This is a genomic window from Streptomyces sp. NPDC006544, from assembly GCF_040611715.1.
Classification (GTDB): Bacteria; Actinomycetota; Actinomycetes; order Streptomycetales; family Streptomycetaceae; genus Streptomyces.
Genome location: NZ_JBEXOV010000017.1, coordinates 16972 through 41083, shown reverse-complemented (window position 1 = coordinate 41083; position 24112 = coordinate 16972). Strand labels below are relative to the sequence as shown.

At 69.5% G+C, this 24112-nt stretch carries 24 protein-coding genes and 1 riboswitch; of the genes, 13 read left to right on the top strand and 11 right to left on the bottom strand.

Translation table 11 applies throughout. From position 1 onward, the window contains the following. Positions 1-13 precede the first annotated feature (13 nt). The gene (locus ABZY44_RS11180) at positions 14-1519 is read right to left on the bottom strand and encodes a cytochrome ubiquinol oxidase subunit I (protein WP_356652275.1); all 1506 of its coding nucleotides are present in this window, start codon (positions 1517-1519) and stop codon (positions 14-16) included. Between the two features lie 189 nt (positions 1520-1708). On the opposite strand from ABZY44_RS11180, the gene ABZY44_RS11175 reads away from it, so the two are divergent. After that, positions 1709-2077, top strand: a complete 369-nt coding sequence (locus ABZY44_RS11175; protein ID WP_356652273.1) for a cyclophilin-like fold protein — start codon at positions 1709-1711, stop codon at positions 2075-2077. Positions 2078-2149: 72 nt separating this feature from the next. Here the strand turns inward: ABZY44_RS11175 and hisC are convergent, their stop codons facing one another. Beyond that, positions 2150-3232 carry a histidinol-phosphate transaminase gene (gene hisC, locus ABZY44_RS11170; RefSeq protein WP_356652271.1) on the bottom strand — a complete coding sequence of 361 codons (1083 nt, stop codon included), beginning with the start codon at positions 3230-3232 and terminating at the stop codon, positions 2150-2152. A gap of 362 nt (positions 3233-3594) precedes the next feature. Here hisC and ABZY44_RS11165 point away from each other — a divergent pair, with 362 nt between their 5' ends. From ABZY44_RS11165 to ABZY44_RS11155, 3 genes are all read left to right on the top strand, one after another. Continuing rightward, positions 3595-4710, top strand: a complete 1116-nt coding sequence (locus ABZY44_RS11165; protein WP_215021268.1) for a LacI family DNA-binding transcriptional regulator — start codon at positions 3595-3597, stop codon at positions 4708-4710. A gap of 237 nt (positions 4711-4947) precedes the next feature. Next, on the top strand, positions 4948-6273 hold the full coding sequence (locus ABZY44_RS11160; protein WP_356652380.1) for a metallophosphoesterase: 1326 nt from the start codon (positions 4948-4950) through the stop codon (positions 6271-6273). Positions 6274-6421: 148 nt separating this feature from the next. Continuing rightward, positions 6422-7240 carry a hypothetical protein gene (locus ABZY44_RS11155; protein WP_356652269.1) on the top strand — a complete coding sequence of 273 codons (819 nt, stop codon included), beginning with the start codon at positions 6422-6424 and terminating at the stop codon, positions 7238-7240. Between the two features lie 3 nt (positions 7241-7243). On the opposite strand, the gene ABZY44_RS11150 is transcribed toward ABZY44_RS11155, so the two are convergent. Beyond that, the gene (locus tag ABZY44_RS11150; protein ID WP_356652267.1) at positions 7244-8077 is read right to left on the bottom strand and encodes a hypothetical protein; all 834 of its coding nucleotides are present in this window, start codon (positions 8075-8077) and stop codon (positions 7244-7246) included. A gap of 256 nt (positions 8078-8333) precedes the next feature. Between ABZY44_RS11150 and ABZY44_RS11145 the strand changes: the two genes are divergently transcribed. Beyond that, positions 8334-9458, top strand: coding sequence for a glycosyltransferase (locus tag ABZY44_RS11145; protein WP_356652265.1), 1125 nt, complete (start codon positions 8334-8336; stop codon positions 9456-9458). Here the strand turns inward: ABZY44_RS11145 and ABZY44_RS11140 are convergent. After that, on the bottom strand, positions 9455-10504 hold the full coding sequence (locus tag ABZY44_RS11140) for an aldo/keto reductase (protein ID WP_356652378.1): 1050 nt from the start codon (positions 10502-10504) through the stop codon (positions 9455-9457). The two genes, ABZY44_RS11145 and ABZY44_RS11140, sit on opposite strands and share 4 nt — an antisense overlap. A gap of 142 nt (positions 10505-10646) precedes the next feature. Beyond that, positions 10647-12434, bottom strand: a complete 1788-nt coding sequence (gene thiC / locus ABZY44_RS11135; protein ID WP_356652263.1) for a phosphomethylpyrimidine synthase ThiC — start codon at positions 12432-12434, stop codon at positions 10647-10649. Beyond that, a riboswitch (TPP riboswitch) is annotated at positions 12429-12573 on the bottom strand. It overlaps the preceding gene by 6 nt. 39 nt (positions 12574-12612) lie before the next feature. On the opposite strand from thiC, the gene ABZY44_RS11130 reads away from it, so the two are divergent. Then, positions 12613-14070, top strand: coding sequence for a YibE/F family protein (locus ABZY44_RS11130; RefSeq protein WP_356652261.1), 1458 nt, complete (start codon positions 12613-12615; stop codon positions 14068-14070). A gap of 208 nt (positions 14071-14278) precedes the next feature. Here the strand turns inward: ABZY44_RS11130 and ABZY44_RS11125 are convergent, their stop codons facing one another. The 4 genes from ABZY44_RS11125 to ABZY44_RS11110 form a co-directional block, all read right to left on the bottom strand. Further along, positions 14279-14728, bottom strand: a complete 450-nt coding sequence (locus ABZY44_RS11125; protein WP_356652258.1) for an SsgA family sporulation/cell division regulator — start codon at positions 14726-14728, stop codon at positions 14279-14281. Between the two features lie 96 nt (positions 14729-14824). Next, on the bottom strand, positions 14825-15613 hold the full coding sequence (locus ABZY44_RS11120; protein WP_356652256.1) for a helix-turn-helix domain-containing protein: 789 nt from the start codon (positions 15611-15613) through the stop codon (positions 14825-14827). A gap of 251 nt (positions 15614-15864) precedes the next feature. Then, positions 15865-16092, bottom strand: coding sequence for a DUF5326 family protein (locus tag ABZY44_RS11115; RefSeq protein ID WP_356652254.1), 228 nt, complete (start codon positions 16090-16092; stop codon positions 15865-15867). Between the two features lie 143 nt (positions 16093-16235). Next, the gene (locus tag ABZY44_RS11110) at positions 16236-16553 is read right to left on the bottom strand and encodes a cupin domain-containing protein (RefSeq protein WP_356652376.1); all 318 of its coding nucleotides are present in this window, start codon (positions 16551-16553) and stop codon (positions 16236-16238) included. 90 nt (positions 16554-16643) lie between these two features. On the opposite strand from ABZY44_RS11110, the gene ABZY44_RS11105 reads away from it, so the two are divergent. The 4 genes from ABZY44_RS11105 to ABZY44_RS11090 all read left to right on the top strand — a co-directional run bounded on the left by ABZY44_RS11105 (position 16644) and on the right by ABZY44_RS11090 (position 19284). Beyond that, complete coding sequence (locus tag ABZY44_RS11105; protein ID WP_356652252.1) at positions 16644-17024, top strand: phage holin family protein; 381 nt, start codon at positions 16644-16646, stop codon at positions 17022-17024. Between the two features lie 11 nt (positions 17025-17035). Beyond that, on the top strand, positions 17036-17527 hold the full coding sequence (locus ABZY44_RS11100) for a low molecular weight protein-tyrosine-phosphatase (RefSeq protein WP_356652250.1): 492 nt from the start codon (positions 17036-17038) through the stop codon (positions 17525-17527). After that, positions 17524-18687: a cystathionine gamma-lyase gene (locus tag ABZY44_RS11095; protein WP_356652248.1), complete on the top strand. Its 1164-nt coding sequence runs from the start codon at positions 17524-17526 to the stop codon at positions 18685-18687. The genes ABZY44_RS11100 and ABZY44_RS11095 overlap by 4 nt, the downstream gene beginning before the upstream one ends. 117 nt (positions 18688-18804) lie before the next feature. After that, positions 18805-19284: an NUDIX hydrolase gene (locus tag ABZY44_RS11090; RefSeq protein ID WP_356652246.1), complete on the top strand. Its 480-nt coding sequence runs from the start codon at positions 18805-18807 to the stop codon at positions 19282-19284. A gap of 28 nt (positions 19285-19312) precedes the next feature. On the opposite strand, the gene ABZY44_RS11085 is transcribed toward ABZY44_RS11090, so the two are convergent. Together ABZY44_RS11085 and ABZY44_RS11080 are read right to left on the bottom strand one after the other, a co-directional pair. Next, entirely contained in the window at positions 19313-20701 is a 1389-nt protein-coding gene (locus tag ABZY44_RS11085) for a globin domain-containing protein (protein ID WP_356652244.1), read from the bottom strand. Next, positions 20658-21308, bottom strand: a complete 651-nt coding sequence (locus tag ABZY44_RS11080) for an HAD-IB family phosphatase (RefSeq protein ID WP_356652242.1) — start codon at positions 21306-21308, stop codon at positions 20658-20660. Before ABZY44_RS11080 ends, ABZY44_RS11085 begins: the two co-directional genes overlap by 44 nt. A gap of 199 nt (positions 21309-21507) precedes the next feature. Here ABZY44_RS11080 and ABZY44_RS11075 point away from each other — a divergent pair, with 199 nt between their 5' ends. From ABZY44_RS11075 to ABZY44_RS11065, 3 genes are read left to right on the top strand one after another with little or no spacing between them, the layout of a single operon-like run. After that, the gene (locus ABZY44_RS11075; protein ID WP_356652240.1) at positions 21508-22389 is read left to right on the top strand and encodes a GNAT family N-acetyltransferase; all 882 of its coding nucleotides are present in this window, start codon (positions 21508-21510) and stop codon (positions 22387-22389) included. Between the two features lie 17 nt (positions 22390-22406). Next, positions 22407-22871: a GNAT family N-acetyltransferase gene (locus ABZY44_RS11070; RefSeq protein WP_356652238.1), complete on the top strand. Its 465-nt coding sequence runs from the start codon at positions 22407-22409 to the stop codon at positions 22869-22871. Positions 22872-22925: 54 nt separating this feature from the next. Beyond that, positions 22926-24101 (top strand): winged helix DNA-binding domain-containing protein, encoded by a 1176-nt coding sequence (locus ABZY44_RS11065; protein WP_356652236.1) that lies wholly within the window; start codon positions 22926-22928, stop codon positions 24099-24101. The last annotated feature ends 11 nt before the right edge of the window (positions 24102-24112 follow it).

Here is a 24112-nt window from a genome sequence, read left to right as displayed (position 1 = left end):
GGTCTCCCCAGCCTCAGTAAGAGAAGGCCATCGGCCGGTCGGGGTTCTTGTCGTCCCCACCGATCTTGGTGGGCGGGTTGAGGTCGGCTTCCGTGAGTTCCGGCGGGCCGGCCTTGACGTACTTCACGAGCAACTTGACCTCGATGACCGCGAGCACGGCGTAGAGGGACGTGAAGCCGATCATCGAGGTGAGCACCTCGCCCTGGGAGACGTTCGGCGAGACCGCGTCCCGGGTCCGCAGGACTCCGTAGACCACCCACGGCTGGCGGCCCATCTCGGTGAAGATCCAGCCCCAGGACTGGGCGATCAGCGGGAAGCCCATGGTCCAGAGCGCGACGAGCCAGTACCAGTGGGTGAACTTGGGGCTCAGCGCCTTCTTGAAGAGGACCAGGTGCGGGACCTCGTTCTCGCCGGTGCGCAGCCCCGGAGGGAGCATGAACTTCTTCCGGGTCAGCCACAGCCCCAGCACTCCGACGCCGAAGGAGGCCATGCCGAAGCCGATCATCCAGCGGAAGCCCCAGTAGGCGACGGGGATGTTGGGCCGGTAGTCGCCGGGCCCGAACTTCTCCTGCTCGGACTTGTTCACGTCGTTGATGCCCGGGACGAACGAGGTGAAGTCGTCGTTGGCCAGGAAGGACAGCAGTCCCGGGATCTCGATGGCGACCTTGTTGTGGCCCTTCTCGACATCGCCGTAGGCGAAGAGGGAGAAGGGCGCGGGCGCCTCGCCGTCCCACAGCGCCTCGGCGGCGGCCATCTTCATCGGCTGCTGCTTGAACATCACCTTCCCGAGCAGGTCTCCGCTGATGGCCGTGCCCAGTCCGGCGATGATCATGACGACCAGGCCGAGACGCAGCGAGGTCCGCATCACCGGGACGTGTCTCTTGCGGGCGAGGTGGAAGGCCGCGATGCCGACCATGAAGGCGCCGCCGACCAGGAAGGCCGCCGTCATGGTGTGGAAGAACTGGGTCAGCGCGGTGTTCTGGGTGAGCACCAGCCAGAAGTCGGTGAGCTCGGCCCGGCCGCGCTCCTCGTTCATCCGGTAGCCGACCGGGTGCTGCATCCAGGAGTTGGCCGCGAGGATGAAGTACGCGGAGAGGACGGTGCCGAGCGAGACCATCCATATGCAGGCCAGGTGGATCTTCTTCGGCAGCTTGTCCCAGCCGAAGATCCACAGGCCGATGAACGTGGACTCGAAGAAGAAGGCGATGAGGGCCTCGAAGGCCAGCGGTGCTCCGAAGACGTCACCGACGAACCGCGAGTAGTCCGACCAGTTCATGCCGAACTGGAACTCCTGGACGATCCCCGTGACGACGCCCATCGCGATGTTGATCAGGAAGAGCTTGCCCCAGAACTTCGTGGCCCTGAGGTACTTCTCCTTTTCCGAACGCACCCAGGCGGTCTGCAGGATCGCGACGAGCGCGGCCAGCGAGATCGTCAAGGGAACGAAGAGGAAGTGATAGACGGTGGTTATACCGAACTGCCATCGCGCCAGGGTCTCTGGCGCCAGAGCTAGGTCCACGTCGTCGTCTCCTTCGTGTCGCCGTGGTCACAGCCGCGGTTTGCCTGTTGCGTCCCCATCAATACGGGAGGAAGCAGGACACGCTTGTGAACGCGTTCACATTCACAAGCATTATGTCGCACGGGTTCCGGCATCTTTCAGGGGGGGTGCCTCTAGCGAAAATATTCAACAGATTGTTGAATTCATGGCATGAAGATTCGAATCCTGTGGCCCGCCGGCCACCTCACCGCGACCCTCGACGAGACCCCTACCGCCGCGGCACTGGCCGCAGCCCTCCCCGTTTCCGCCTCGGCGAACACCTGGGGCGAGGAGGTCTACTTCGACACCGGCGTCCGCGTGGCACTCGAGCACGACGCCCAGCAGGTCGTCGAGCCCGGAACCGTCGCCTTCTGGACCGAGGGCGACGCATTGGCCCTCCCCTACGGCCCCACCCCGATCTCCCGCGGAGGCGAGAGCCGCCTGGCGAGCCCGTGCAACGTGCTCGGCTCCTTCGACGGCGACCCCCGCCTGCTGGCCACCGTCCGCGACGGCGACCCCGTCCGCGTGGAACTGGCCTAGCGGCAACACCTCGGCGAAGGGTTGCGGCCAGGCCAGTTCCTCGCTCCGCCCGCTCCCGCGCGGCGAGCCCCGCTAGAACTCCTTGAAGAAGGCCTCCGCCGTGTGCAGGAAGAGGTCGTTGGCCTCGGGCTCGCCGATCGTGACCCGCAGGCCCTCGCCGGCGAAGGGCCGGACCACCACACCGGCCTTCTCGCAGGCCGCCGCGAAGTCCGCGGTCCGCTCCCCGAGCCGCATCCACACGAAGTTGGCCTGCGTGGGCGGCACCACGGTCCAGCCCTGCGCCAGCAGCGCGCCGTAGACCCGCGCACGCTCGCCGACCAGCGCGCCGACACGGCCCATCAGCTCGTCCTCGGCCCTCAGCGAGGCCACCGCCGCGTCCTGGGCGAGCTGGCTGACACCGAAGGGCACCGCCGTCTTGCGCAGCGCGGCGGCCACCGGCTCGTGTGCCACCGCGAAGCCGACGCGCAGGCCCGCGAGGCCGTACGCCTTGGAGAACGTACGCAGCACGGCGACGTTCGGGCGTCTGCGGTAGAGCTCGAGCCCGTCCGGCACCTCGACGTCGCGGACGAACTCCTTGTACGCCTCGTCGAGGACGATCAGGATGTCGGAGGGCACCCGGTCCAGGAACCGCTCCAGCTCGGCACGCCGTACGGCGGTGCCGGTGGGGTTGTTGGGGTTGCAGACGAAGATCAGCCGGGTCCGTTCGGTGATCGCCTCGAACATCGCGTCCAGGTCGTGCACGTCCCCGTCGGTCAGCGGGACCTTGACGGAGGTCGCACCCGAGATTTGGGTGATGATCGGGTAAGCCTCAAAGGACCGCCAGGCGTAGATCACCTCGTCGCCGGGGCCCGCCGTCGACTGGATCAGCGACTGCGCGACCCCGACCGATCCGGTGCCCGTGGCGATGTGCTCCACCGGCACGCCGAAGCGGTCGGCGAGCTCGTTCACCAGACCCGTGCACGCCATGTCGGGGTAGCGGTTGAAGTGGCCGGCCGCGGCGACCGCACTCTCCAGCACCCCAGGCAGAGGCGGGTACGGGTTCTCGTTCGAGGACAGCTTGAACGCCACGGGACCACCCGCAGCAGCGGGCTTCCCGGGCTTGTAGGTGGGAATGCCGTCCAGCTCGGCGCGCAGCTTCGGGCTCTTCTCGCTCACCGCAGGTCCTCCTCGACCGTCCCGTACGACGTCGCCGTCGACTCAATGCTCCTCACCTTATGAGGATTCCGCCCATCCGAGAACGGCGGGCGCCAGGAATGCGGGAGAGCGCACGCATATATGCGCACGCCGGTGGCCCGCGCCGTGGCGCGCGTCCCTCGTACAGGTGAGTTGGAATCGATCCGAGACCTCACCGTTTTGGCATGCACGGACCCGACGACAAGCGGCCGCCCCACCCTCGACCTCCCAATACCTGCAATTCCAAGGTCATTCGGGGTGGCGAACCATGCAGAAACGTGCCTGTCAACGCCTGCATATGCACCCGGACCACCCTGCCCACAGCGCCCTACTATCGGCTCGCCATGACAGCAGCAGGGAAGCATCAGGTGAGCCGGACCGAGACCACCCGACGGGCCGCCGGCCGACAGAGCCGGGCCGGCATCAGGGACGTGGCCGCCGCGGCGGGCGTCTCGATCACAACCGTCTCCGACGCGCTCAATGGCAAGGGGCGGCTGCCAGACGCCACCCGCCGCCACGTGCGCGAAGTCGCCGACAGGCTGGGCTATCGCCCGTCCGCGGCGGCCCGCACCCTCCGTACCGGCAAGTCGGGACTCATCGGCCTGACCGTGACCACGTACGGGGATGAACCTTTCACCTTCACCGAATTCGCCTACTTCGCCGAGATGGCCAGGGCCGCCACCTCCGCCGCGCTCGCCCGCGGCTACGCCCTCGTCATCCTTCCCGCCACCTCCCGACACGACGTCTGGTCCAATGTGGCCCTCGACGGCACCGTCGTCATCGATCCCTCCGACCACGATCCCGTCGTCACCGAGCTGGTCCGCCAGGGCCTGCCCGTCGTCTCCGACGGCCGCCCGGCCGGGTCGCTCCCGGTCACCGCCTGGGTCGACAACGACCACGAAGCCGCCGTACTGGGCCTCCTCGACCACCTCGCAGCCGCCGGCGCCCGCCGCATCGGGCTGCTGACCGGAACCACCACCGACACCTACACCCGTCTCTCCACCACCGCCTACCTCCGCTGGTGCGAGCGCGTGGGCCAGGATCCCGTCTACGAGTCCTACCCGGCCCACGACCCGTGCGCCGGCGCCGTCGCGGCCGACCGGCTGCTCGCCCGCCCCGACCGGCCCGACGCCGTGTACGGGCTCTTCGACCCCAACGGCACCGACCTGCTCGCCGCAGCACGGCGTTACGGCCTGCGCGTCCCGGAAGACCTGCTGCTCGTGTGCTGCAGCGAGTCCACCGTGTACGCCAACACCGAACCGCCCATCACCACCCTGTCCCTCAAACCGCGCCGCATCGGCACCGCCGTCGTACAACTGCTCATCGACGCCATCGAGGGTGTCGACACGGGGCGTCCCGTCGAACAGGTCATCCCGACCGAGCTGATCATCCGCACCTCCTCCCAGCGCAGGCAGCCCAGAACGACCGTCAGCCCGCCCCGTTCACCGGCACAGGACTGACCACCCCGACGCCCCCGACCGACCACCACGCCGGCCAACGGCGGGGCCAACCGGCCCCGCCGCGGATCCCGGCAACACCGATATCGGGAGAAATTGGTAGGAACAAGCAGCTCCGACCAGGATTCACCACCCCTGGTGCGTCACAGAGCGCGAGCTGCATTCCTATGATGGGCGCACGACATCACGGACCCTTGGCCCTGGAGGCAGGAGGGTCCGCAGGTGTACGGCAGCGCGACGGTGGTGGAGGGGTCGATGACTCAGGGGGCCGGTCAAGGACCCGCGGTGCGGACGGACACACAGCGGGACTTCCGGTTGCCTGTCGTCGAACCCGCCCCGCCCGCCGTGCACGGCGCACAGGCCGGGACGACGTCGGTGATCGCCGGACTGCCCGCCGACGCCCCCGTCTACGGCGCTTACCCCGCCTACTACGAGAACCCGCCCACCGTGCCCGCGCAGCAGGGCCACGGATACGGATACGGCTACGAAGCCCCGTACGCCACAGCCGCGGCCACGGGGACGGCCACGGCCGCGGGCGTCGGCCCGCACGCCACCACGAACCCCGCGGCGAACGGCGGCGCCCCCGAACCCGAGCCCGCCCCGGCCCACTCCCCCGGCGAAGCCGGCTTCGAGGACTACACCCCGACCCAGCGGGACCTGCCCGTCATCGTCCGCCCGCCCCTCGGCGGACCCGGCGACACCGTCCAGGTCCAGTACGTCCCCCAGGACTCCGTGGCCGACGGCCCGGGCCCGCTCTACGTCGTCGGCGACGTCCACGGCTACCTCGGCGAACTCGTCGCCGAGCTCCAGGCCCAGGGGCTCATCGACGCCGACCTCAACTGGTCCGCCGGCAATGCCCGGCTCTGGTTCCTCGGCGACTTCACCGACCGCGGCCCCGACGGCATCGGGGTCATCGACCTCGTCATGCGGCTCTCCGCCGAGGCCGCCGCCGCCGGCGGCTACTGCAAGGCGCTCATGGGCAACCACGAGCTGCTCCTCATCGGCGCCAAGCGGTTCGGCGACACCCCGATCGTCTCCGGCGCCGGCACCGCCACGTTCCAGGCGGCCTGGCTCCTCAACGGCGGCCAGCGCACCGACATGGAGCGCCTCCAGGACGTCCACCTGCAGTGGATGTCCCGACTGGACGCGGCCGTCCTGGTGGACGACCACCTGCTCCTCCATTCCGACACCACCGCCTACCTCGACTACGGCGACTCCGTCGAGGACGTCAACGACACCATCCACGAGCTCCTCAACCGCAACGACGCCGACATCACCTGGGACCTGTTCCGCAAGTTCACCAAGCGCTTCGCCTTCCGCAGCGAGGAGACGGGCCCGCAAGCCGTCCGTGAACTCCTCGGCACCTACGGCGGCACGCGCGTCGTGCACGGCCACAGCCCCATCCCGTACCTGCTGGGCGAAGTGGGCTCCGAGGACGGCGACGACTCGCGCGGCCCGGAGGTCGTCGGCCCGCACGTGTACGCGCAGGGCCTGGCCATCGCCATGGACGGCGGCGTGACGATGGCGGGCAAACTACTCGTCGTACAACTGCCGTTGAACGACTGAGGTTCGCCGGAGCAGGGTATTTCCGGAAAGCCCCTGTCACCGTACGGCGTGGGCGCTCTACCATCGCTCTATCCGCAGCAGGCTCTCCTCCGTTTGTGCCGGCGCCCGGGTCTACGCGGGCATACCGGCCTCCACGGAGCATCGGGGGATGCACATGACCAGCGCTCCGCACCTGCTCACCGAAGACCGCCCGGAGTTCGATCGGCTCCTCGACGAGGCGCTGCGCGCCGCGAACGACCGGCCCGAGCTCGCCACCCTGGGCGAACGGCTGAACGCCGAACAGTTGCGCACCATGGCCATGGGTGCCAGCGCGCTGCTGGTGGCCGCGGCCGCCGCCGAGTACGAGCACTACGTGAAGATCCGCAAGGAGCGGCAGGACGAGATCCTGTCCACGCCCGGAACGACCGCGCAAGAGGACGGCGGGCAGGGTGCGGGGGGCGGCGCGGGCGTCAGCGCCGTGGTCGCGGTCCTCGCGCCGGTCCTGGCCGGCACCGCCATGCTGATCTTCCTGCTGGTGGGCTACGTCCTGAAGATGATCGAACCCGAACCGGCGTTCGCCGACACCATGCTCACGGCGGGCTGGCTGTTCGGCGGACTCACGGCCGCCGCGCTGCTGTTCGCCGTGATCGGGCTGCTGGTGACGGCCGTCCGCAACAGCTCCACCGAGGTGGTGGCGGACGAGACCGAGGCGGCACCCGACGAGGTGTCACGGGCCCGGGAGGCCTGGCGCAACGCTCTGCTGGAGCGCGGCATCATTCCGTTCCTGCGGGACGCGCTGGCCGATCCGAGCGCGGTGACCTCGTACCCGACCCCCCGCACGCCGGGGGCCGGGCGCATCCCCAACCTGGGATACTCCCGGCCCGACTTCACCAGCCCCGGGGCCCCTTCAGAGGGTCCCCGTCCCGGTTACGCGTCTCCGGACTTCACGAGCCCGGACTTCGGCGGCCCGGAGACCGAGCCGGAGTGACCCTCAGTTGGCTTCCGCAAGTTCCGACGCGTCGATGTTCTTGACGGCCTTGGCACGGTAGTTGGCTTCGTCGGGCGTCTGGCGGAACTTGCCCCGAAGCGTGGCCGTACTGACGGGGTTGATCTGGCTCCACGTCTTGGTGCACGCGAGTACCGGATTGCCCATCACCACACCGGGGTTGCAGGTGGTCTCGTAGATCAGATTGCTGGTGGTCAGGACCTCGATCGAGACGAGGTTGGCCTGGGCGCCCACGGAGATGGCGCAGGCCCCGGCCGGGAAGGTCCCCGGCGGTGTACCGCCGTTCGTCAGGTCGTACCAGGTGAACGGCGCGATGGTGGGTGTGTTGCTCCGGATACCGGCGTAGGCCTTGCCGCCGGTGAGCACGGCGTTGATCTGCGTGGCCGCGTTCGGGTTGTACGAGTCGATGTCGGAGCACGGGCCCGCGGTACCGGTGGCGCCCGTCGCACCGGTCGCACCGGTGGCGCCCGTGGCACCGGTCGCACCGCGCGGGCCCGTGGGGCCGGTGGCGCCGCGCGGGCCGGTCGGCCCCTTGGGGCCGCGCGGGCCACGCGGCCCGGTCGGACCCACGTTGCAGTCGTCGTCGCCGTGGGCGAGCTGCCCGGTCCCGGCCACCGTCTCTGGCGCCGGGGTGCCGTCCGCCTTGCGCTGCACCGTTCTGCAGTCGTCCGGGCCCTCGGGTGCGCCGGTCAGCGCGACCGCCGGGGACACCATCCCCGCCAGCACCAGCGCCACCGAGGCGAGCGTGCCTCCCGCCAGCCAACCGGCCCGCCGGGGCAAGGGCCCCAGGTACGTACGGACCTTGTTCTCAAGATTCATTTACCGCTCCTCGCGCACACCGGATCGAATGGATCTGCGAAGTCCGTTGGCGTGACCGGGCTCCGCTGGGACATCCTGAGGAACGCGACACCAGGAGGACGCCCGGCTCGCCCGCCGGTCAGTGGAACGGCCCAGTGAACACCGCCACTTGGCGGTCAGGAGCAGGGCCACTCGGGTCCGCACCGGCGTGCCGCACCCGCCCGGCCGGGGGGCGTCCCTAGGGTCGGCCGCCGTGAAGCCGACCATTTGCCTCTGCATGATCGTGAAGAACGAGGCCGCCGTCATCGAGCGCTGCCTCGACTCCGTGCGGGACCTCATCGACACCTGGGTCATCTCCGACACAGGTTCCACCGACGGCACCCAGGACCTCATCCGCAACGCACTGCGCGGGATCCCGGGGGAACTCCACGAGGAGCCCTGGGTCAACTTCGGGCACAACCGAAGCCTCAATATCGGGCACGCCCGGGGGAAGGCGGACTATCTGCTGCTCCTCGACGCCGACCTCGTCCTGCGCCGCACCGGCCCGCTGCCCCCGCTCACCGCACACTCCTACATGCTGCGCCACGAAGGTGAGACCGAGTACCGGATCAAGCGTCTGGTCCGCGGCGACCTGCCCTGGCGGTACGAGGGCGTCACCCACGAGTACCTCACCTGCGACCGCCGCGACGAGAACGACCAGCGGCCGGGAGTGCAGGAGAACCTGGACGTCCTGGCCATCGAGGACCACGCCGACGGCGGCTCCCGTCACGACAAGTTCGAGCGGGACGCCCGTCTGCTCGGAGCCGAGCTCCAACGGGACCCCTCGAACTCCCGCACCGTCTTCTACCTCGCTCAGACACGTCGTGACATGGGCGACGCGGCCGGCGCCATCGAGCTCTACGAGCGTCGCGCCTCCATGGGCGGGTGGAACGAGGAGGTCTACTACGCCCTGCTCCAAGTCGGCTTCCTGCACGGCGAGTCCGGCGACTGGCCCGCTGCCATGGACGCCTTCACCCGAGCCTGGGAGTCACGGCCCGTCCGGTTGGAAGCCTGCTACGAACTCGCCTCCAGGCTCCGGCTCCTGGGCCGCCACCACACCGCGCACGCGATCACCCGGGCCGTACTGGACCAGCCGGTCCCGGATGACCTCCTCTTCGTCCAGCCCTGGGTGTACCGGTGGGGGCTGCTCTTCGAGCACTCCATCACCGCCTACTGGGTCGGCGACATGGCCGCCTCGCTCTACGCCTGCGACCGTCTGCTCGCCCTACCCGACCTGCCGGAGCTCTACCGCCGTCAGACGGAAGTCAATCGCGGCTTCGCGGCGAGCCACGTTTCACGTGAAACATCGGTCCCTGTTTCACGTGAAACATCGGAGCGGTCCACGGCCGCGGGCCAGAGCTAGCCGGCGGATCGGTCTGCCAACGCCCGCCTGCGCTGTGCGACATCCGTCAGCGACGGCGGGCGCCAGGCTCCATCGGGGTGGTACAGGTTCCGGCCGGGCTCCACGATCGCGTCGATCCGGTCAAGAGCCGCGTCCTCCAGGACCAGCCCGGCGCCCTTCACCAGGGCCTCCAGCTGCTCCATGGTCCGGGGACCGATGATCACCGACGTGACGGCCGGGTGGGCCAGAGGGAAGGCCACGGCCAGCTCCGGAAGCGTGCAGCCGAGGGAGTCGGCGAGTTCGACCAGCTGCTCCACCGCTTCCAGCTTCGCGACATTGCCCGGGATCGCGGGGTCGAAGCGGGCCGGCGTCAGCGCGGCTCGCCCGGAGGTGAGATCGACGTCACCACCGAGGCGGTACTTACCGCTCAGGAACCCCGACGCGAGCGGACTCCAGGTCAGGACGCCCATTCCGTAGCGCCGGGCCACGGGCAGTACGTCGGTCTCGATCCCGCGGGCGAGGATCGAGTACGGCGGCTGCTCGGTGCGGAACCTCGGCAGGGCCCGCCGCTCGGCGACGTGATGCGCCTCGACGATCTCCTGGGCCGGGAAGGTGGAGCAACCGAAGGCCCGTATCTTTCCCGCCCGCACCAGATCGCCGAGAACCGACAGGGTTTCCTCGACGTCCGTTCCCTGATCAGGTCGGTGCACCTGGTAGAGGTCGATCCAGTCGGTGTCCAGCCTCCGCAGGCTGTCCTCGACCTCGCGCACGATCCAGCGCCGTGAGTTCCCGCTGCGGTTGCGGCCCTCGCCCATCTGGAAATGCACCTTGGTGGCGAGTACGACATCGTCCCGCCGGCCCTTGAGGGCCTTGCCCACGATCGTCTCGGACTCACCGGCTGAGTACATGTCCGCGGTGTCCACGAAGTTGATCCCGTGATCGAGCGCGGCATGGATGATCCGTGCGCACTCCTCGTGATCGGGATTCCCCACCGCCCCGAACATCATCGTCCCGAGGCAATGCGCGCTGACCTCGATGCCGGTCCCACCCAGAATTCGGTATCGCATGCTCATGGATGCGCACTGTAGGAGCTGGAGCACACTCCAGCACAAGCCTCCTCCGCGGACCGGCGGTGAAAGGCGAAGCGCGACGGCCCGTGACTCCCCCCGGGGCCACGGGACGCCGCGCTCGGCTCGGGCAGGCGACCGGTCAGTCGGCCAGCGGCAGGTAGACCCGGTTGCCCGAGGCCGCGAACTCCGCGGACTTCTCCGCCATGCCGGCCTGGATCTCATCCGCCTTCAGGTCGCCGCCGTGCTCGCGCCGGATGTCCTGCGAGATCTTCATCGAGCAGAACTTCGGACCGCACATGGAGCAGAAGTGCGCGGTCTTGGCCGGCTCGGCCGGGAGGGTCTCGTCGTGGAACGAGCGGGCCGTGTCCGGGTCGAGGGCCAGGTTGAACTGGTCCTCCCAGCGGAACTCGAACCGCGCGTCCGACAGGGCGTCGTCCCACTCCTGGGCGCCCGGGTGGCCCTTGGCCAGGTCCGCCGCGTGCGCGGCGATCTTGTAGGTGATGACGCCGGTCTTCACGTCGTCGCGGTTCGGCAGGCCCAGGTGCTCCTTGGGCGTGACGTAGCAGAGCATCGCCGTGCCCCACCAGGCGATCATCGCCGCGCCGATGCCCGAAGTGATGTGGTCGTAAGCGGGCGCGACGTCCGTGGTCAGCGGGCCAAGCGTGTAGAACGGCGCCTCTTCGCAGATCTCCTGCTGGAGGTCGATGTTCTCCTTGATCTTGTGCATCGGGACGTGCCCGGGGCCCTCGATCATGGTCTGCACGTGGTGGCGCTTGGCGATCGTGTTCAGCTCGCCCAGTGTCTTCAGCTCCGCGAACTGCGCCGCGTCGTTGGCGTCCGCGATGGAACCGGGGCGCAGTCCGTCACCCAGCGAGTACGTGACGTCGTACGTCGCAAGGATCTGGCAGAGCTCCTCGAAGTTCGTGTAGAGGAAGTTCTCCTTGTGGTGCGCCAGGCACCACGCGGCCATGATCGAACCGCCTCGCGAGACGATGCCCGTCTTCCGGCGCGCGGTCAGCGGGACGTACGACAGCAACACGCCGGCGTGGACCGTCATGTAGTCGACGCCCTGCTCGGCCTGCTCGATGACCGTGTCCTTGTAGATCTCCCAGGTCAGGTCCTCGGCGCGGCCGTCGACCTTCTCCAGCGCCTGGTACAGGGGCACGGTGCCGATCGGGACGGGGGAGTTGCGCAACACCCACTCGCGGGTGGTGTGGATGTTGCGGCCCGTCGAGAGGTCCATGACCGTGTCGGCGCCCCACTTGGTCGCCCAGGTCATCTTGTCGACCTCCTCCTCGATGGAGGAGGTGACCGCGGAGTTGCCGATGTTGGCGTTGACCTTCACCAGGAACCGCTTGCCGATGATCATCGGCTCGATCTCGGGGTGGTTCACGTTCACGGGCATGACCGCGCGGCCTGCGGCGATCTCCTCGCGGACGACCTCGGGGGAGACGTTCTCGCGGATCGCGACGTACTCCATCTCCGGGGTGATCTCGCCCCGGCGGGCGTACGCGAGCTGCGTGACGGCGGCCCCGCCCCGGCCCCGGCGGGGCTGGCGCGGACGGCCCGGGAACACCGCGTCGAGGTTCTTGAGACCACCGCGCGGCGAAGTGTGCTTGATGCCGTCGTCCTCGGGGCGCGCGGGGCGGCCCGCGTATTCCTCGGTGTCGCCGCGGCCGATGATCCAGTTCTCGCGCAGCGGCGCGAGGCCCCGGCGCACATCGGTCTCGATCTGCGGGTCGGTGTACGGACCGGACGTGTCGTAGAGCGTCACGTCCTTGCCGTTGGTGAGATGCACTTGGCGAACCGGCACCCGGATGTCGGGGCGGGAGCCCGCCACATATCCCTTGTGCCAGCCGGGCTGGCGCTCGGTCTGGCCGTCGGCGTCCTGGCTGACGGCAGGCGTGTGTGCGTCCTGAATGGTCATGTGACCTAATCTCCCTACGCCGGCATTACCCGGTAACAGGTTCGGCGGTCGACGCAGCCTCCTCCCGTACGCATCTTCATGTGCGAACGGTGATCAGCGCCCTCTCAGCCCGGTGCTCCGAGCTCCCGCGTTGTGCAAAGTAGCCCCCACGCTAGCGTCATCTGTGGCGTGCTGAACAGTGGGCCCCCTCATCTCTTGCGATGATCGGCCGGTGACGTCCTCGCCGCAGCCCCTCACCGAGCCCACAGATCCCGATGGTCACACCGGCCACCTCCAACACCCGCACGCGGAGCCCGGACACCCGTCGGGACATGCGCCCGGCCACGCATCCGGGCACTCCCACGGGCATTCCCACAGCCACGGACCGGCGGCCCCCGTCTCCAAGCACCTGCGCAAGGTGATCGCGGCCGTACTGATCCCCTTCGCCGCCGCCGTCGTGATCGGCATGGCCGTGCTCTGGCCGGGCGGTGCCCCGGCCCACGAACGTTCCGGGGTCGGCTTCGACCGCCAGACCCAGCAGGGCGAGGTCGTCTCGATCCAGCAGGTCGACTGTAAATCGGTGAATGCCGCACAGGTGCCGGCCACCGGGGACACCTCCACGCCCGAGGGCCGCGAGGCCCTGGCCGAGCAGACGGGCGCGTGCAAGAAGGCCACGGTCGAGGTGAGCACCGGTCCGGACAAGGGCCGCGCGTTCGTCGAGATCGTCCAGCCCGGCGCACCGCGGCAGTTGACGAAGGGCCAGGAAGTGGTGGTCGCCTACGCCCCGGACGCGCCCCGCGACCTCCAGTACTCCGTGATCGACGTGAACCGTAAGTTCCCGATGGCCGTACTGGCCGGCATTTTCGCCCTCGCGGTCGTCCTCGTCGGGCGGATGCGCGGGGTGTTCGCGCTCATCGCACTCGTCGTCAGCTTCGGCGTACTGACCCTCTTCATCCTGCCGGCGATCCTTCAGGGTTCGAATCCGCTGGTCGTGGCGGTGGTGGGGGCGAGCGCGATCATGCTGATCGCGCTCTACATGTGCCACGGCCTGACCGCCCGCACCTCGGTCGCGGTCCTCGGCACCATCGTCTCGCTGGTGCTGATCGGCGTGCTGGGCTCGGCGTTCATCGACTGGGCGTTCCTGAGCGGAAACACCGACGACAACACCGGGCTGATCCACGGGCTCTACCCGCACATCGACATGAGCGGTTTGCTGCTTGCGGGTGTCATCATCGGATCGCTCGGCGTACTCGACGACGTGACGGTCACCCAGACGTCGGCCGTCTGGGAACTCCACCAGGCCGACCCGTCGATGGGCCCTCGCCAGCTGTACCGAGCAGGCATCCGGATCGGTCGGGACCACATCGCCTCGGTGGTCAACACCCTGGTTCTGGCTTACGCGGGCGCCGCGTTGCCGCTCCTGCTGCTCTTCTCGATCGCGAACAGCAGCATGGGCTCGGTGGCCAACAGCGAGCTGGTCGCGGAGGAGATCGTACGGACCCTCGTGGGCTCGATCGGACTGGTGGCCTCGGTTCCCGTGACGACGGCACTGGCCGCCCTCGTGGTCTCCGCCGACCGGGCGGAATCGCCGTCGCCGGCAGCCGCAGTGGCCGCGGGTCCGCTGCGCGGCGGCCGGGGCCGCCGCCGCAAGCGGTGAGCGGTAAGAGGTGAGAGGCGAGCACTGATCGGCGGACCGGCGGGCGCGGGCGGTCAGGTCGCGGGCGCGGTCCGTCGTACGGCACGGCGGGTCCGGAGCACTCGGCGTGCCGGCGCGCCGCTCCGTGGTGCGGTCTTCACGGTGTCGGCCCCCACGGTGTCGGTCCCGGCGCTGCGGTCCGTGTGGTGGGGCGTGCTGCTCGGCGCGGTCAGCCCGCGTTCTGCTCGTTCTGCTGCGATTCGGCGAGGATCTTGTCGAGCGCCTCGTCGAGGTTCTCCTCGAAGTCTCCGAGGTTGCGCTCCTGACCGAGCGGAACGATTCGGTCGGTGCGGTCGAGGAAGGCGACCAGCGGCGCCGCGCTCGCACGGAAGAGAGCCCTGTCCGAGCCCACCTGCAACCGGATGTGGACGTCGCACAGTTCCTCCGGATCGGTGGGGGCGATGTGGACGTCGCCGTCACCGCACGGCTTGTTGATGCCGTCGAGAAGCAGCTCCCGGCCGAACGCCCAGGTCACCGGCGCGTCTCCCGGAAGGTGAAAGGTCAGGCGGACTGCGTAGGGGTCACGAGCGTCGTACCGGAGTTCCACCGGGATCCGGAACGAGAGCTCCTCGGAAACGAGGAAGCTCATCATGACCTCTGCCTGTACCGAATCGCGCATTGCCTACCCCGCTGTAGTGGAAGTGGCCAGGAATGATCCCCCAGCGCCTCTTGACAAGAGTGGTGGAAGCGCATGCAGATCACAAGGAGTGAGTTTTCAGATACTGATAGAGAACGAGAGGGTACTCAACAGCGCGCCTACTTCACTCCGTAGTCGATCGACTACATACAGCAATCGATTCTCCTGGTGCAGGGGGAGAGAAATCGCCATGGTCGCGGCGGTGTCGCCGGCGGTGATCGGGATGGCCGCGCACACCGTGCCGAGGACGTACTCCTGCCTCTCCGTCACCGGCTGCATCCGCTCCATGGAGCCGATCCGCTGCTCCAGAGCGTGCTGGTCCGCCACCGTGTAGGGAGTGACGGCCTCGACCGGATGCCGGTCGAAATGGTCCTTGCGGGTCTTCTCGTCGAGCTGGCCGAGCAGGCACTGCCCGATGGCGTGCGCATGGCCGGTCTCGCGGAAATCGGCCCACTCCTCGCAGGCCGGATTGGCCGGAGTGTCCGATACGCCCACGACTTCGATTTCACCCTCACGGTAGACCGCGAAGTAGACGGGGGCCCCGACCGCGTCGCGGAAGTGCGCGAGCGAGTCGAGGATCATGCTGCGACGTTTCTGCTGGAGGCCGCCACCGGCCAGCCTGCCTGCGGCATCCCCCAGGAAGAAGACCCCGCTCTCCCGGCGCAGGTAGCCCTCGTGCGTCAGGGTGCGGAGCAGGTGGTACGCGGTGGGAAGCGGGAGCCCGGCCTCGCGTGCCAGTTGTTTCGCGGGGGCCCCCTCGCTATGGGAACCCGCCGCTTCCAGCAGCCTCAACGCCCTTTGTACCGAGCCGATCAGTGTCGGCACACCGGCATTGTGAACCGAAGACAAGAGCTCACCCCCTGGCATGGCGGCGGGCCTCGGAGGCCCGCCCCGCGGGGGCCTCCCCCGCGTGCGCCATGACTCCTGGGGGTCGTGCTCGGTGGCTGATGGGAAGAACCGCTGGTCAGGGCGGCAGTACCGGCTTTCGGTGCCCAGGGAACGGCACAGATTGCGACTCTATCGGCCGATTCCCGAGCTGTGACCGGTTTAGCCCCTCCCGTTCGCTCACCTGGGTTAATCCCGGTGTCAGCCCGGTAGGGGCCCGGCCGGCCCCCGTCCTACCACTCCCCGGCAGAGGACTTCGAACCGCGGCCGGTGAACTTCTTGACGATGAAGACCAGGCCGCCGACGAGAGCCACCAGGAGGAGCGCCTTGAAGACGAAGGTGATCAGCGCACCCAGGATGCTGGTGATCACACCGCCGAAGACGAAGAGGACCAGCAGCGGAACCGCGACCCACTTGACCCACCAGGGCATGCCCTCGAATATCCCTCGGATGCCTTCCATGTCCCCAACCTCTTCCTTGTCCGTGACTTCCTGCTGTCGATGCTAGGAGGCCACGGCCCGCTCCGGGGGCCCGTGAGCCCCCGGAGTCCCCTGATCCGCCCCCTAGGGGGACGGCTCCGCCAACCCTCGGTTTCCGGGTCCGTTCACTGCTCGGGCGGGGAGAAGACCACCATCACTTTGAGGTTCTCGGTGATGTGGTGGAACTTGTGCGGCACTCCGGCAGGCACGTAGACCACGCTTCCGTTCGCCACCGTCGTCGTCTCCTCCCCGACGGTGATCGAGGCCCGGCCGCTCACGACGAAGTACACCTCGTCCTGCGCGTGCGGCTGCTGCGGGTCGCTCTGACCGGCGTCCAGCGCGTAGAGCCCCACCGACATGTTCCGCTCGCGCAGGAACTGCAGGTAGGCACCCTCGTTCGCGGCCCGCTCGGCCTCGAGGTCGTTCAGCCGGAAGGCCTTCATCGTCTTCGTACCCCTTGTGTTCTCTTCGGTCACGAGTATCCGCAGATCAGCTGATGTTCCACGGGGATCATCTCTGCAACGATCAGACCCATGACGAATTTCGTAGTCAAGACACTGGCCAACGCGGCCGCCCTGGCCGTCGCCATCTGGCTCCTCGCCGGCATCACTCTCGACGAGAGCACCAGCCTGGGCCGCCGCACGGTCACCCTGATCCTCGTGGCGCTGATCTTCGGCCTGGTCAACTTCATCGTCAAGCCCGTGGTGAGGCTGCTCTCGCTGCCGCTCTTCGTGCTCACCCTCGGCCTGTTCACCCTCGTGGTGAACGCCCTGATGCTGATGCTGACCTCATGGCTGGCCAAGCAGTTCGACCTCAGTTTCCACGTCGACAACTTCTGGACCGCGGTCGTCGGCGCCCTCATCATCTCGATCGTCTCCTGGGCCATGAACATGGTCCTGCCCGACAAGAACTGAAGCGGGCGCCCATGTACCGCGTGTGCTTCGTCTGCACCGGCAACATCTGCCGCTCGCCCATGGCCGAGGCCGTCTTCCGCTCCCACGTCGCCGACGCCGGGCTCGCCGGCCTGATCGAGGTCGACAGCGCGGGCACCGGCGGCTGGCACGAGGGGGACGGCGCCGACCCACGCACCGTCGCCGTACTGACGTCCGCCGGGTACGAGCAGGACCACCGGGCCCGGCAGTTCCGGGCCTCCTGGTTCGCCGGTCTGGATCTCGTCATCGCGCTCGACGCCGGGCACCTGCGCGATCTGCGGGCACTCGCCACCACCCCCGAGGACGCCGCCAAGGTCCGGCTGCTGCGGGACTACGACCCGTCGGCCCCGGCCGCCGGAGCCGACGTCCCCGATCCCTACTACGGCCCCTTCGAAGGATTCGAGGAGTGCCTGGAACTGGTCGAGGCGGCGAGTCCCGGCCTGCTGGACGCCGTACGCGAAGCCATGAAGGAGCACACGCCATGACCTCCTCCGACAGCGGTCCCGACCGCCCTGTCCGGCTCGGCGACGGCACGGTCGCCGTCCGCGCCGGCCTGCCCGAGCCCGTCAAGAACGAGCCGCCCCTGCCCGGCCCGGTCTTCGCGGCCCACTTCCACCTCCCCGGCGACGTCGACGGCCCGTACGCCTACGCCCGCGACACCAATCCCACCTGGACCCTCCTGGAACGGGCCATCGGGGAACTGGAAGCCCCCGGCCAGGACGGGGTGGACACCGTCGTCTTCGCCTCCGGCATGGCCGCGGTCTCCGCGGTCCTGCTCTCCCAGGCGCGCGCCGGCGACACGGTCGTCCTGCCCGACGACGGTTACCAGGTCCTGCCGCTCGTACGGGAACAGCTGGAGGCGTACGGGATCCACGTGCGCACCGCCCCCACCGGCGACGACGGTCAGCTCGCGGTCCTCGACGGGGCGCGGCTGCTGTGGCTGGAAACCCCGTCCAACCCCGGGCTCGACGTCTGCGACATCCGCCGCCTCGTGGAGGCCGCACACGCCGGCGGAGCCCTCGTCGCCGTCGACAACACCCTCGCCACCCCGCTCGGGCAGCGCCCCCTGGAACTGGGTGCCGACTTCTCGGTGGCCAGCGGCACCAAGGGCCTCACCGGCCACGGCGACCTGCTGCTCGGGTACGTCGTCTGCCGTGACGCGGAGCTCGCCGCGGGAATCCGCCGCTGGCGCAAGGTGGTCGGCGCGATCCCCGGTCCCATGGAGGCCTGGCTCGCCCACCGTTCCCTGTCCACCATCCAGTTGCGCGCCCAGCGTCAGTGGGCCAACGCGCTCGCCGTCGCCGAGGCGCTCGCCGACCGCGCCGACGTCACCGGATTGCGCTATCCGGGCCTGCCCGCGGACCCGTCCCACAAGACGGCGGCGCGGCAGATGCGGGGCTTCGGCTCGGTGGTCTCCTTCACCCTGGCCGACCGCGCGCACGCGGAACACTTCATGGCGTCGCTGCGCCTCGTGGAGGACGCCACCAGTTTCGGCGGGGTGCGCTCGACCGCCGAGCGGCGCCGGCGCTGGGGCGGCGACGACGTCCCGGAAGGGTTCATCCGCTTCTCCGCCGGAGCCGAGGACACCGAGGACCTGGTGGCGGACGTGCTGCGCGCCCTCGACGTGGCGCGCTCGAAAGACTGAGCCGCCTCTCGAGAGGCGGTCCGAGTCCCTGCCGGTGACCCGGACCGCCCGGCTCGTACCCCGGCGCATTTCCGCGGCCCGCGTTTCGGAAGGGGAAGTCTGGGCCACTCTTCTCCCATGACCGAACGCCCCGTGGTCAAACGCACCGCCCGCGCGATCCTGCTCGACGGTGACGACCTGATCCTCATCAAGCGCACCAAGCCCGGCGTCGACCCGTACTGGGTCACCCCCGGCGGCGGAGTCGAGCCCTCGGACCTCACCGTCGTCGACGCCCTTCACCGAGAGCTCGACGAAGAACTCGGCGCGAAGATCACCGATGTGGTGCCCTGCTTCGTCGACACCGTCGAGCACATCGCCGACAGGGGAGTGACCGGCGTCAAGGTGCAGCACTTCTTCGTCTGCCGTCTCGAATCCATGGACCCCAGCCGACGGCACGGCCCGGAGATCGACGAGCCGGAGGGCGAGTACGAGATCGTCCGCGTGCCCTTCAGCCGCGTCGGCATTGCCGCCGTCCATCTCGTCCCGCTGTCCCTGCGTCACTACCTCGACGGCAACATCGAGGGCGTGCGCGCGATGCACGCTCCCGATCTGAGCTGACCCACCGGTCCGCGGGCGCCTGCCGGAATCAGCCGGCGACGCCCGCCAGCTCCTCCACCTCGTCGTAGCGGATGCGCTCTCCGGGGATCCCGATCCTCTTCAAGGCGTCCACCCCACTACGGATCATCGCCGCGGGTCCCGAGACGAACGCGTCGTACGAGCTCCAGGGCCCGTGTGCTCCGACGGCCTGGGGCAGCTGCCCCGCCAGTCCGTCCGCGCAGACCACGGGGCGCACGGACAACCACGGATGGGAGCGCTGCAGACCCAGCAAGGTGTCCTTGTCGTACAGGTCGTGGTCACTGCGCGCCCCGAAGAACACTTCCACGGGCCGGCGCTCGCCGTGCTCGGCGACGTCCTCGATCAGCGCCTTGATCGGCGCGATACCGGTGCCGCCGCCCAGGCAGAGCATGCCGTTGTCGGTGCTGTGGTCGACCACCATCGATCCGGCCGGGGGCCCGAGCCGGAGCACGTCACCGGGTCGGGCGTGGCGCACCAGAGCGTTGGAGACCCATCCCGCAGGGACCGCCTTGACGTGGAAGGACAGCAGCCCGTCCCCGCGCGGGGCCGAGGCGAAGGAGTAGTGGCGCCAGACCCTCGGCCACCAAGGTGTCTCCAGGCTCGTGTACTGGCCCGCGAGGAAGGGGTACGGCTGATCGGGGCGGACGGTGAGCACCGCGATGTCGGAGGTGCGCAGCTCGTGGGAGACCACCTCCGCGTGCCACCACGGCGGCGCCTTCGTCTCGGCCTCGGCCGCCGCGTCGATCATGATCTGTGAGATCGCGGTGTACGCACGGACCCAGGCTGCTTCGGCTTCCGGCCCCCAGGTGTCCTGCGCGTACCGGGCCAGCGCCCCGATCAGGGCCTCGCCCACCGGGGGATAGTGACCGGCCTGGGTGCCGTACTTGCGGTGCCCGGTGCCCAGCCGGCGCAGGTAGGCGGTGAGCGCCTGCGGATCGTCGATGTGTTCGGCGGCGGTCAGCAGCGCCTTCAGCAGCCGGTCGCGCTGCGCGTCCATCGCGGCGGGGAACATGCCCCGCAGATCCGGGCGCCCCGTGAACACCAGGGCGTAGAAGTAGGAGGTCACCTTGTCGGCGACGGGGGCGATCTCCGCGAGGGTCCGGCGGATGAGGACGGCATCGGGGGACGGTGGGGGGGAGGCCTCGGGCGCACCACCCCCGGACGGTATCCGGGTGGGCCTCCGTCTTGCCGAATGGGTGGGCGGAGCGTCCATGCGGTGCCTCGCTTCGAGCATGTCGGTAGGTCTGCACGCGCCACGGCCTTCGAATCCGTGGTTCCGGGTTTCACAGCGTGCCAGTCCATCCCCGAACTTGCGGGTAAATGCGAGAATTCCGCGTTTCGAACCCACCTTCCTCTTAGGATGCCTCAACTCCCGCACGCGGCAGCCCCGCCAGCTCATAGGCCTCCCGCAGGTCCCGGCCCTCGTAGACGTGCGTCGCCCGCGCCGCCAGGTACGGCCGGGCGTTCACGGCGACCGACCGCGGGACCGCCTCGAAGAGCGCCACGTCGGTGTGTGAGTCCCCGTACGCGACGCAGTCGCCCCGGCCGAGACCGTACTGCGCACACAGCCGGTCGGCGACCCCCACCTTGCCCTCGGGAGTCAGGATCCCTGCCATCTCCACCAGCCGGGTGAAGGGAACCTCCGGGAAGACCGAGCCGTGCGCGGCATGTGCGCCCCACTCCAGCAGGAGTTCGACGAAGAAGGACGGGGACAGCGAGATCACCGCGCAGTAGTCGCCGCGCTCGCGGATGTCCTGCCACACCTCCCGGATCCCCGCCAGCCAGGGCGAGCCGTCGAACGCCGCCCGGACGTGCGCCGGAGTCAGCCCCGCCCAGAGTTCCTGAGCCGCCAGCGAAAACGCGTGCGGTCCGATCTCCCGTGCAGCGAAGGACCGCTCGAGCGCGGCGATCTCCTCCGACAGCCCCAGCTGCCGGGAGATCTCGACCGGCGCCGCCGAGCCGTACATCAGCGTCCCGTCGAGGTCGAAGAGGTGCAGGAGAGTCATGACCATGGAGGTTAGTGGCTCCATTTCCCGCAGAACAGGGGACACCTCCGGAGTATGTCCCAGCCGTGGCCGGGGGCCCGGCACGCATGTTTCACGTGAAACATCGGTCCGTCCCGCGCGAGACACAACGATGTTTCACGTGAAACATGCGACTCAAATCCCCTGGACCGGGCCCCTGTCGATGAACCAGTCTGGGGCCGTGACACCACCACACCTCACCGCCCTGCCGATCCGCGCACTGACCGTGGACGATCTCCGCGACTGCGCCGACCTCTCCGAAGACCGCGGATGGCCCCGCGAGGATCACAAGTGGGGACTCCTGCTGGCCGCCGGACACGGCTACGGGATCGACGCTCCCGACGGCCGGGGACTTGCCGCCGTCAGTGTGGTCACCCGTTACGGCCCACCACTGGCCGACCCGGAACTGGCCGCCATCGGCATGGTCCTCGTCGCTGCCCGCTACGCCCGCCAGGGCCTGGGGCGGCGCCTGATGACGTACATCTGCGACGACCTCCTCAAGGGCGTACCGCTCACCCTGCACGCCACCCCGTACGGACGCCCCCTCTACGAGGAGCTCGGCTTCGCCACCACGGGCCGCGCCGAGATGCTCCGGGGCACGTTCCAGCAGGACGCATCGACCGCGCCGGGAGCCGACGTCCGGCCGGCCACGGCCGAGGACGTCCAGGCGATCCTCCGCCTGGACGCCGAGGTCTTCGGCGTCGACCGGACCCATCTGATCACCCGGCTTCCCGCTTTCACGGACCGGCTGCTGGTCGCCGAGGACTCCGCCGGCGACGTGATCGGCTACGGAGCCATCTGGCCCAACATGGAGACCCACGTCATCGGTCCGCTGGTCGCCCGGGACACCGCTGCGGCGCAGGCCCTCGTCAGCGCCCTCGCGGCGGCCACCGACCGGCCGCTGCGCACCGATGTCGACGTACGCCACGAAGAGCTGCTCGGCTGGCTCAAGGACCGCGGGCTCGCATCCGTGACCTTCAATGCCGTCATGACCCGAGACATCCCCGGTCTGCCCGGTGACTGGACCCGTCGCTGGGCTCCGCTCACCGTGGCGGCGGGCTGAGCAGGAAGTACCAGAACATGCCCGACACCACCGCCGATCTGCTCATCCGCCCGGCCACTGAGGAGGACCTGCAGGCCATCGTCGCGCTCCTCGCCGACGATCCCCTCGGTGCCACCCGGGAGTCCACCGACGACCTCACCCCGTACGTCGCGGCGCTCAAGCGGCTGACGGACGACCCCCACCAGCACGTGGTCGTCGCCGTCCGCGCGGGCCGAGTCGTCGGCACCCTCCAGCTGACGATCGTCCCCGGGCTCTCCCGCAAGGGGAGCACGCGCTCGATCATCGAGGGCGTACGCGTCCACGCCGACGAACGAGGCAGCGGACTCGGGACCCGGTTCGTCGAGTGGGCGATCGAGCGCTCCCGCGCCGAGAACTGTCAGCTCGTCCAGCTCACCTCGGACGTGAGCCGGACCGATGCCCACCGCTTCTACGAGCGGCTCGGCTTCGCCGCCTCCCACGTCGGGTTCAAACTCCAGCTCTGAACCCGTCCCGTGTGGGCCGGGCCCTCGTTCGCGGCCCGGCCTACGATCGGGAGGGTGAGCAGCCTCCCCCTCGTCACCACCGCGGAGCGCCGGCACCGGCTCGGCCGCCGGCACCGCCTCGCGCCCTCGGCCCACGCCACCGACGTGGCCCGGGCCGCGGACGCCGTGGTCGCCTTGCACGCCACCGATGCCGCGACCGTCTTCCTTTCCCTCCGCGCGCGTCTGGACAAGGGCGAGCCCCGCGCGATCGAACGGGCCCTCTACGAGGACGTGCGGCTCGTACGGCTGCTCAGCATGCGCAACACCCTCTTCGCCGTCTCCACCGAACTCGCCCCCTACGTCGACGCCTCCACCGCCAGAGCCATCGCCCTGAAGGAGCGCCGCACCCTCCTCAAGCACCTCGACGAGGACGGCCAGGGCCTCGACGCAGCCTGGCTGGCGCTCGCCGAGAGCGCCGCGCTCGATGCCCTCGACTCCTGCGGCCCTTCCACCGGCAGCCAGCTCTCGGCCGCCGTACCGGCCCTGCGTCAGAAGATCACGCTCAACCGGGGCAAGAACTCCGAGACGCAGACCGGTGTCGCCACGCGCGTCATCCGCCTGCTGGCCGCCGACGGCCGGATCCGCCGCGACCGCCCCCGCGGATCCTGGACCTCCAGCCAGTACCGCTGGGTCCACACCGAGCCCTGGCCGGGCATGCTCCCGGCCGAGGCCCGTGCCGAGCTGGTCCGTCGCTGGCTGCTCGCGTACGGCCCCGCCACCGAGGCCGACCTCAAGTGGTGGACGGGCTGGACCCTCACGGACGTGCGCAAGGCCCTCGCGGCCGTCGGCCCCGACGAGGTCCGTCTGGACGGCGGCGTCACCGCCCTCGTCTCCCCCGGTGACACGGGGGCCGAGCCCGCTCCGGAACCCTGGGCCGCCCTGCTGCCCGCCCTGGACCCGAGCGCGATGGGGTGGGCGGACCGCGGCTTCCACCTGGATCCCGCGCACCGCCCGGCCCTCTTCGACTACGCCGGCAACATCGGCCCCACCGTGTGGTGGAACGGCGAAGTCGTCGGCGGCTGGGCCCAACGCGCCGACGGCCGGATCGTGCACCGGCTGCTCTGTGACCGCGGCCGCGACGCCGAGGAGGCGATCACCACCGAGGCCGCCCGGCTGTCCGCCTGGGTGGGAGAGGCCCGTGTCACCCCGCGCTTCCGCACCCCGCTGGAGCGTGAACTCGTATCCCAGTGAATGCGGTTCGC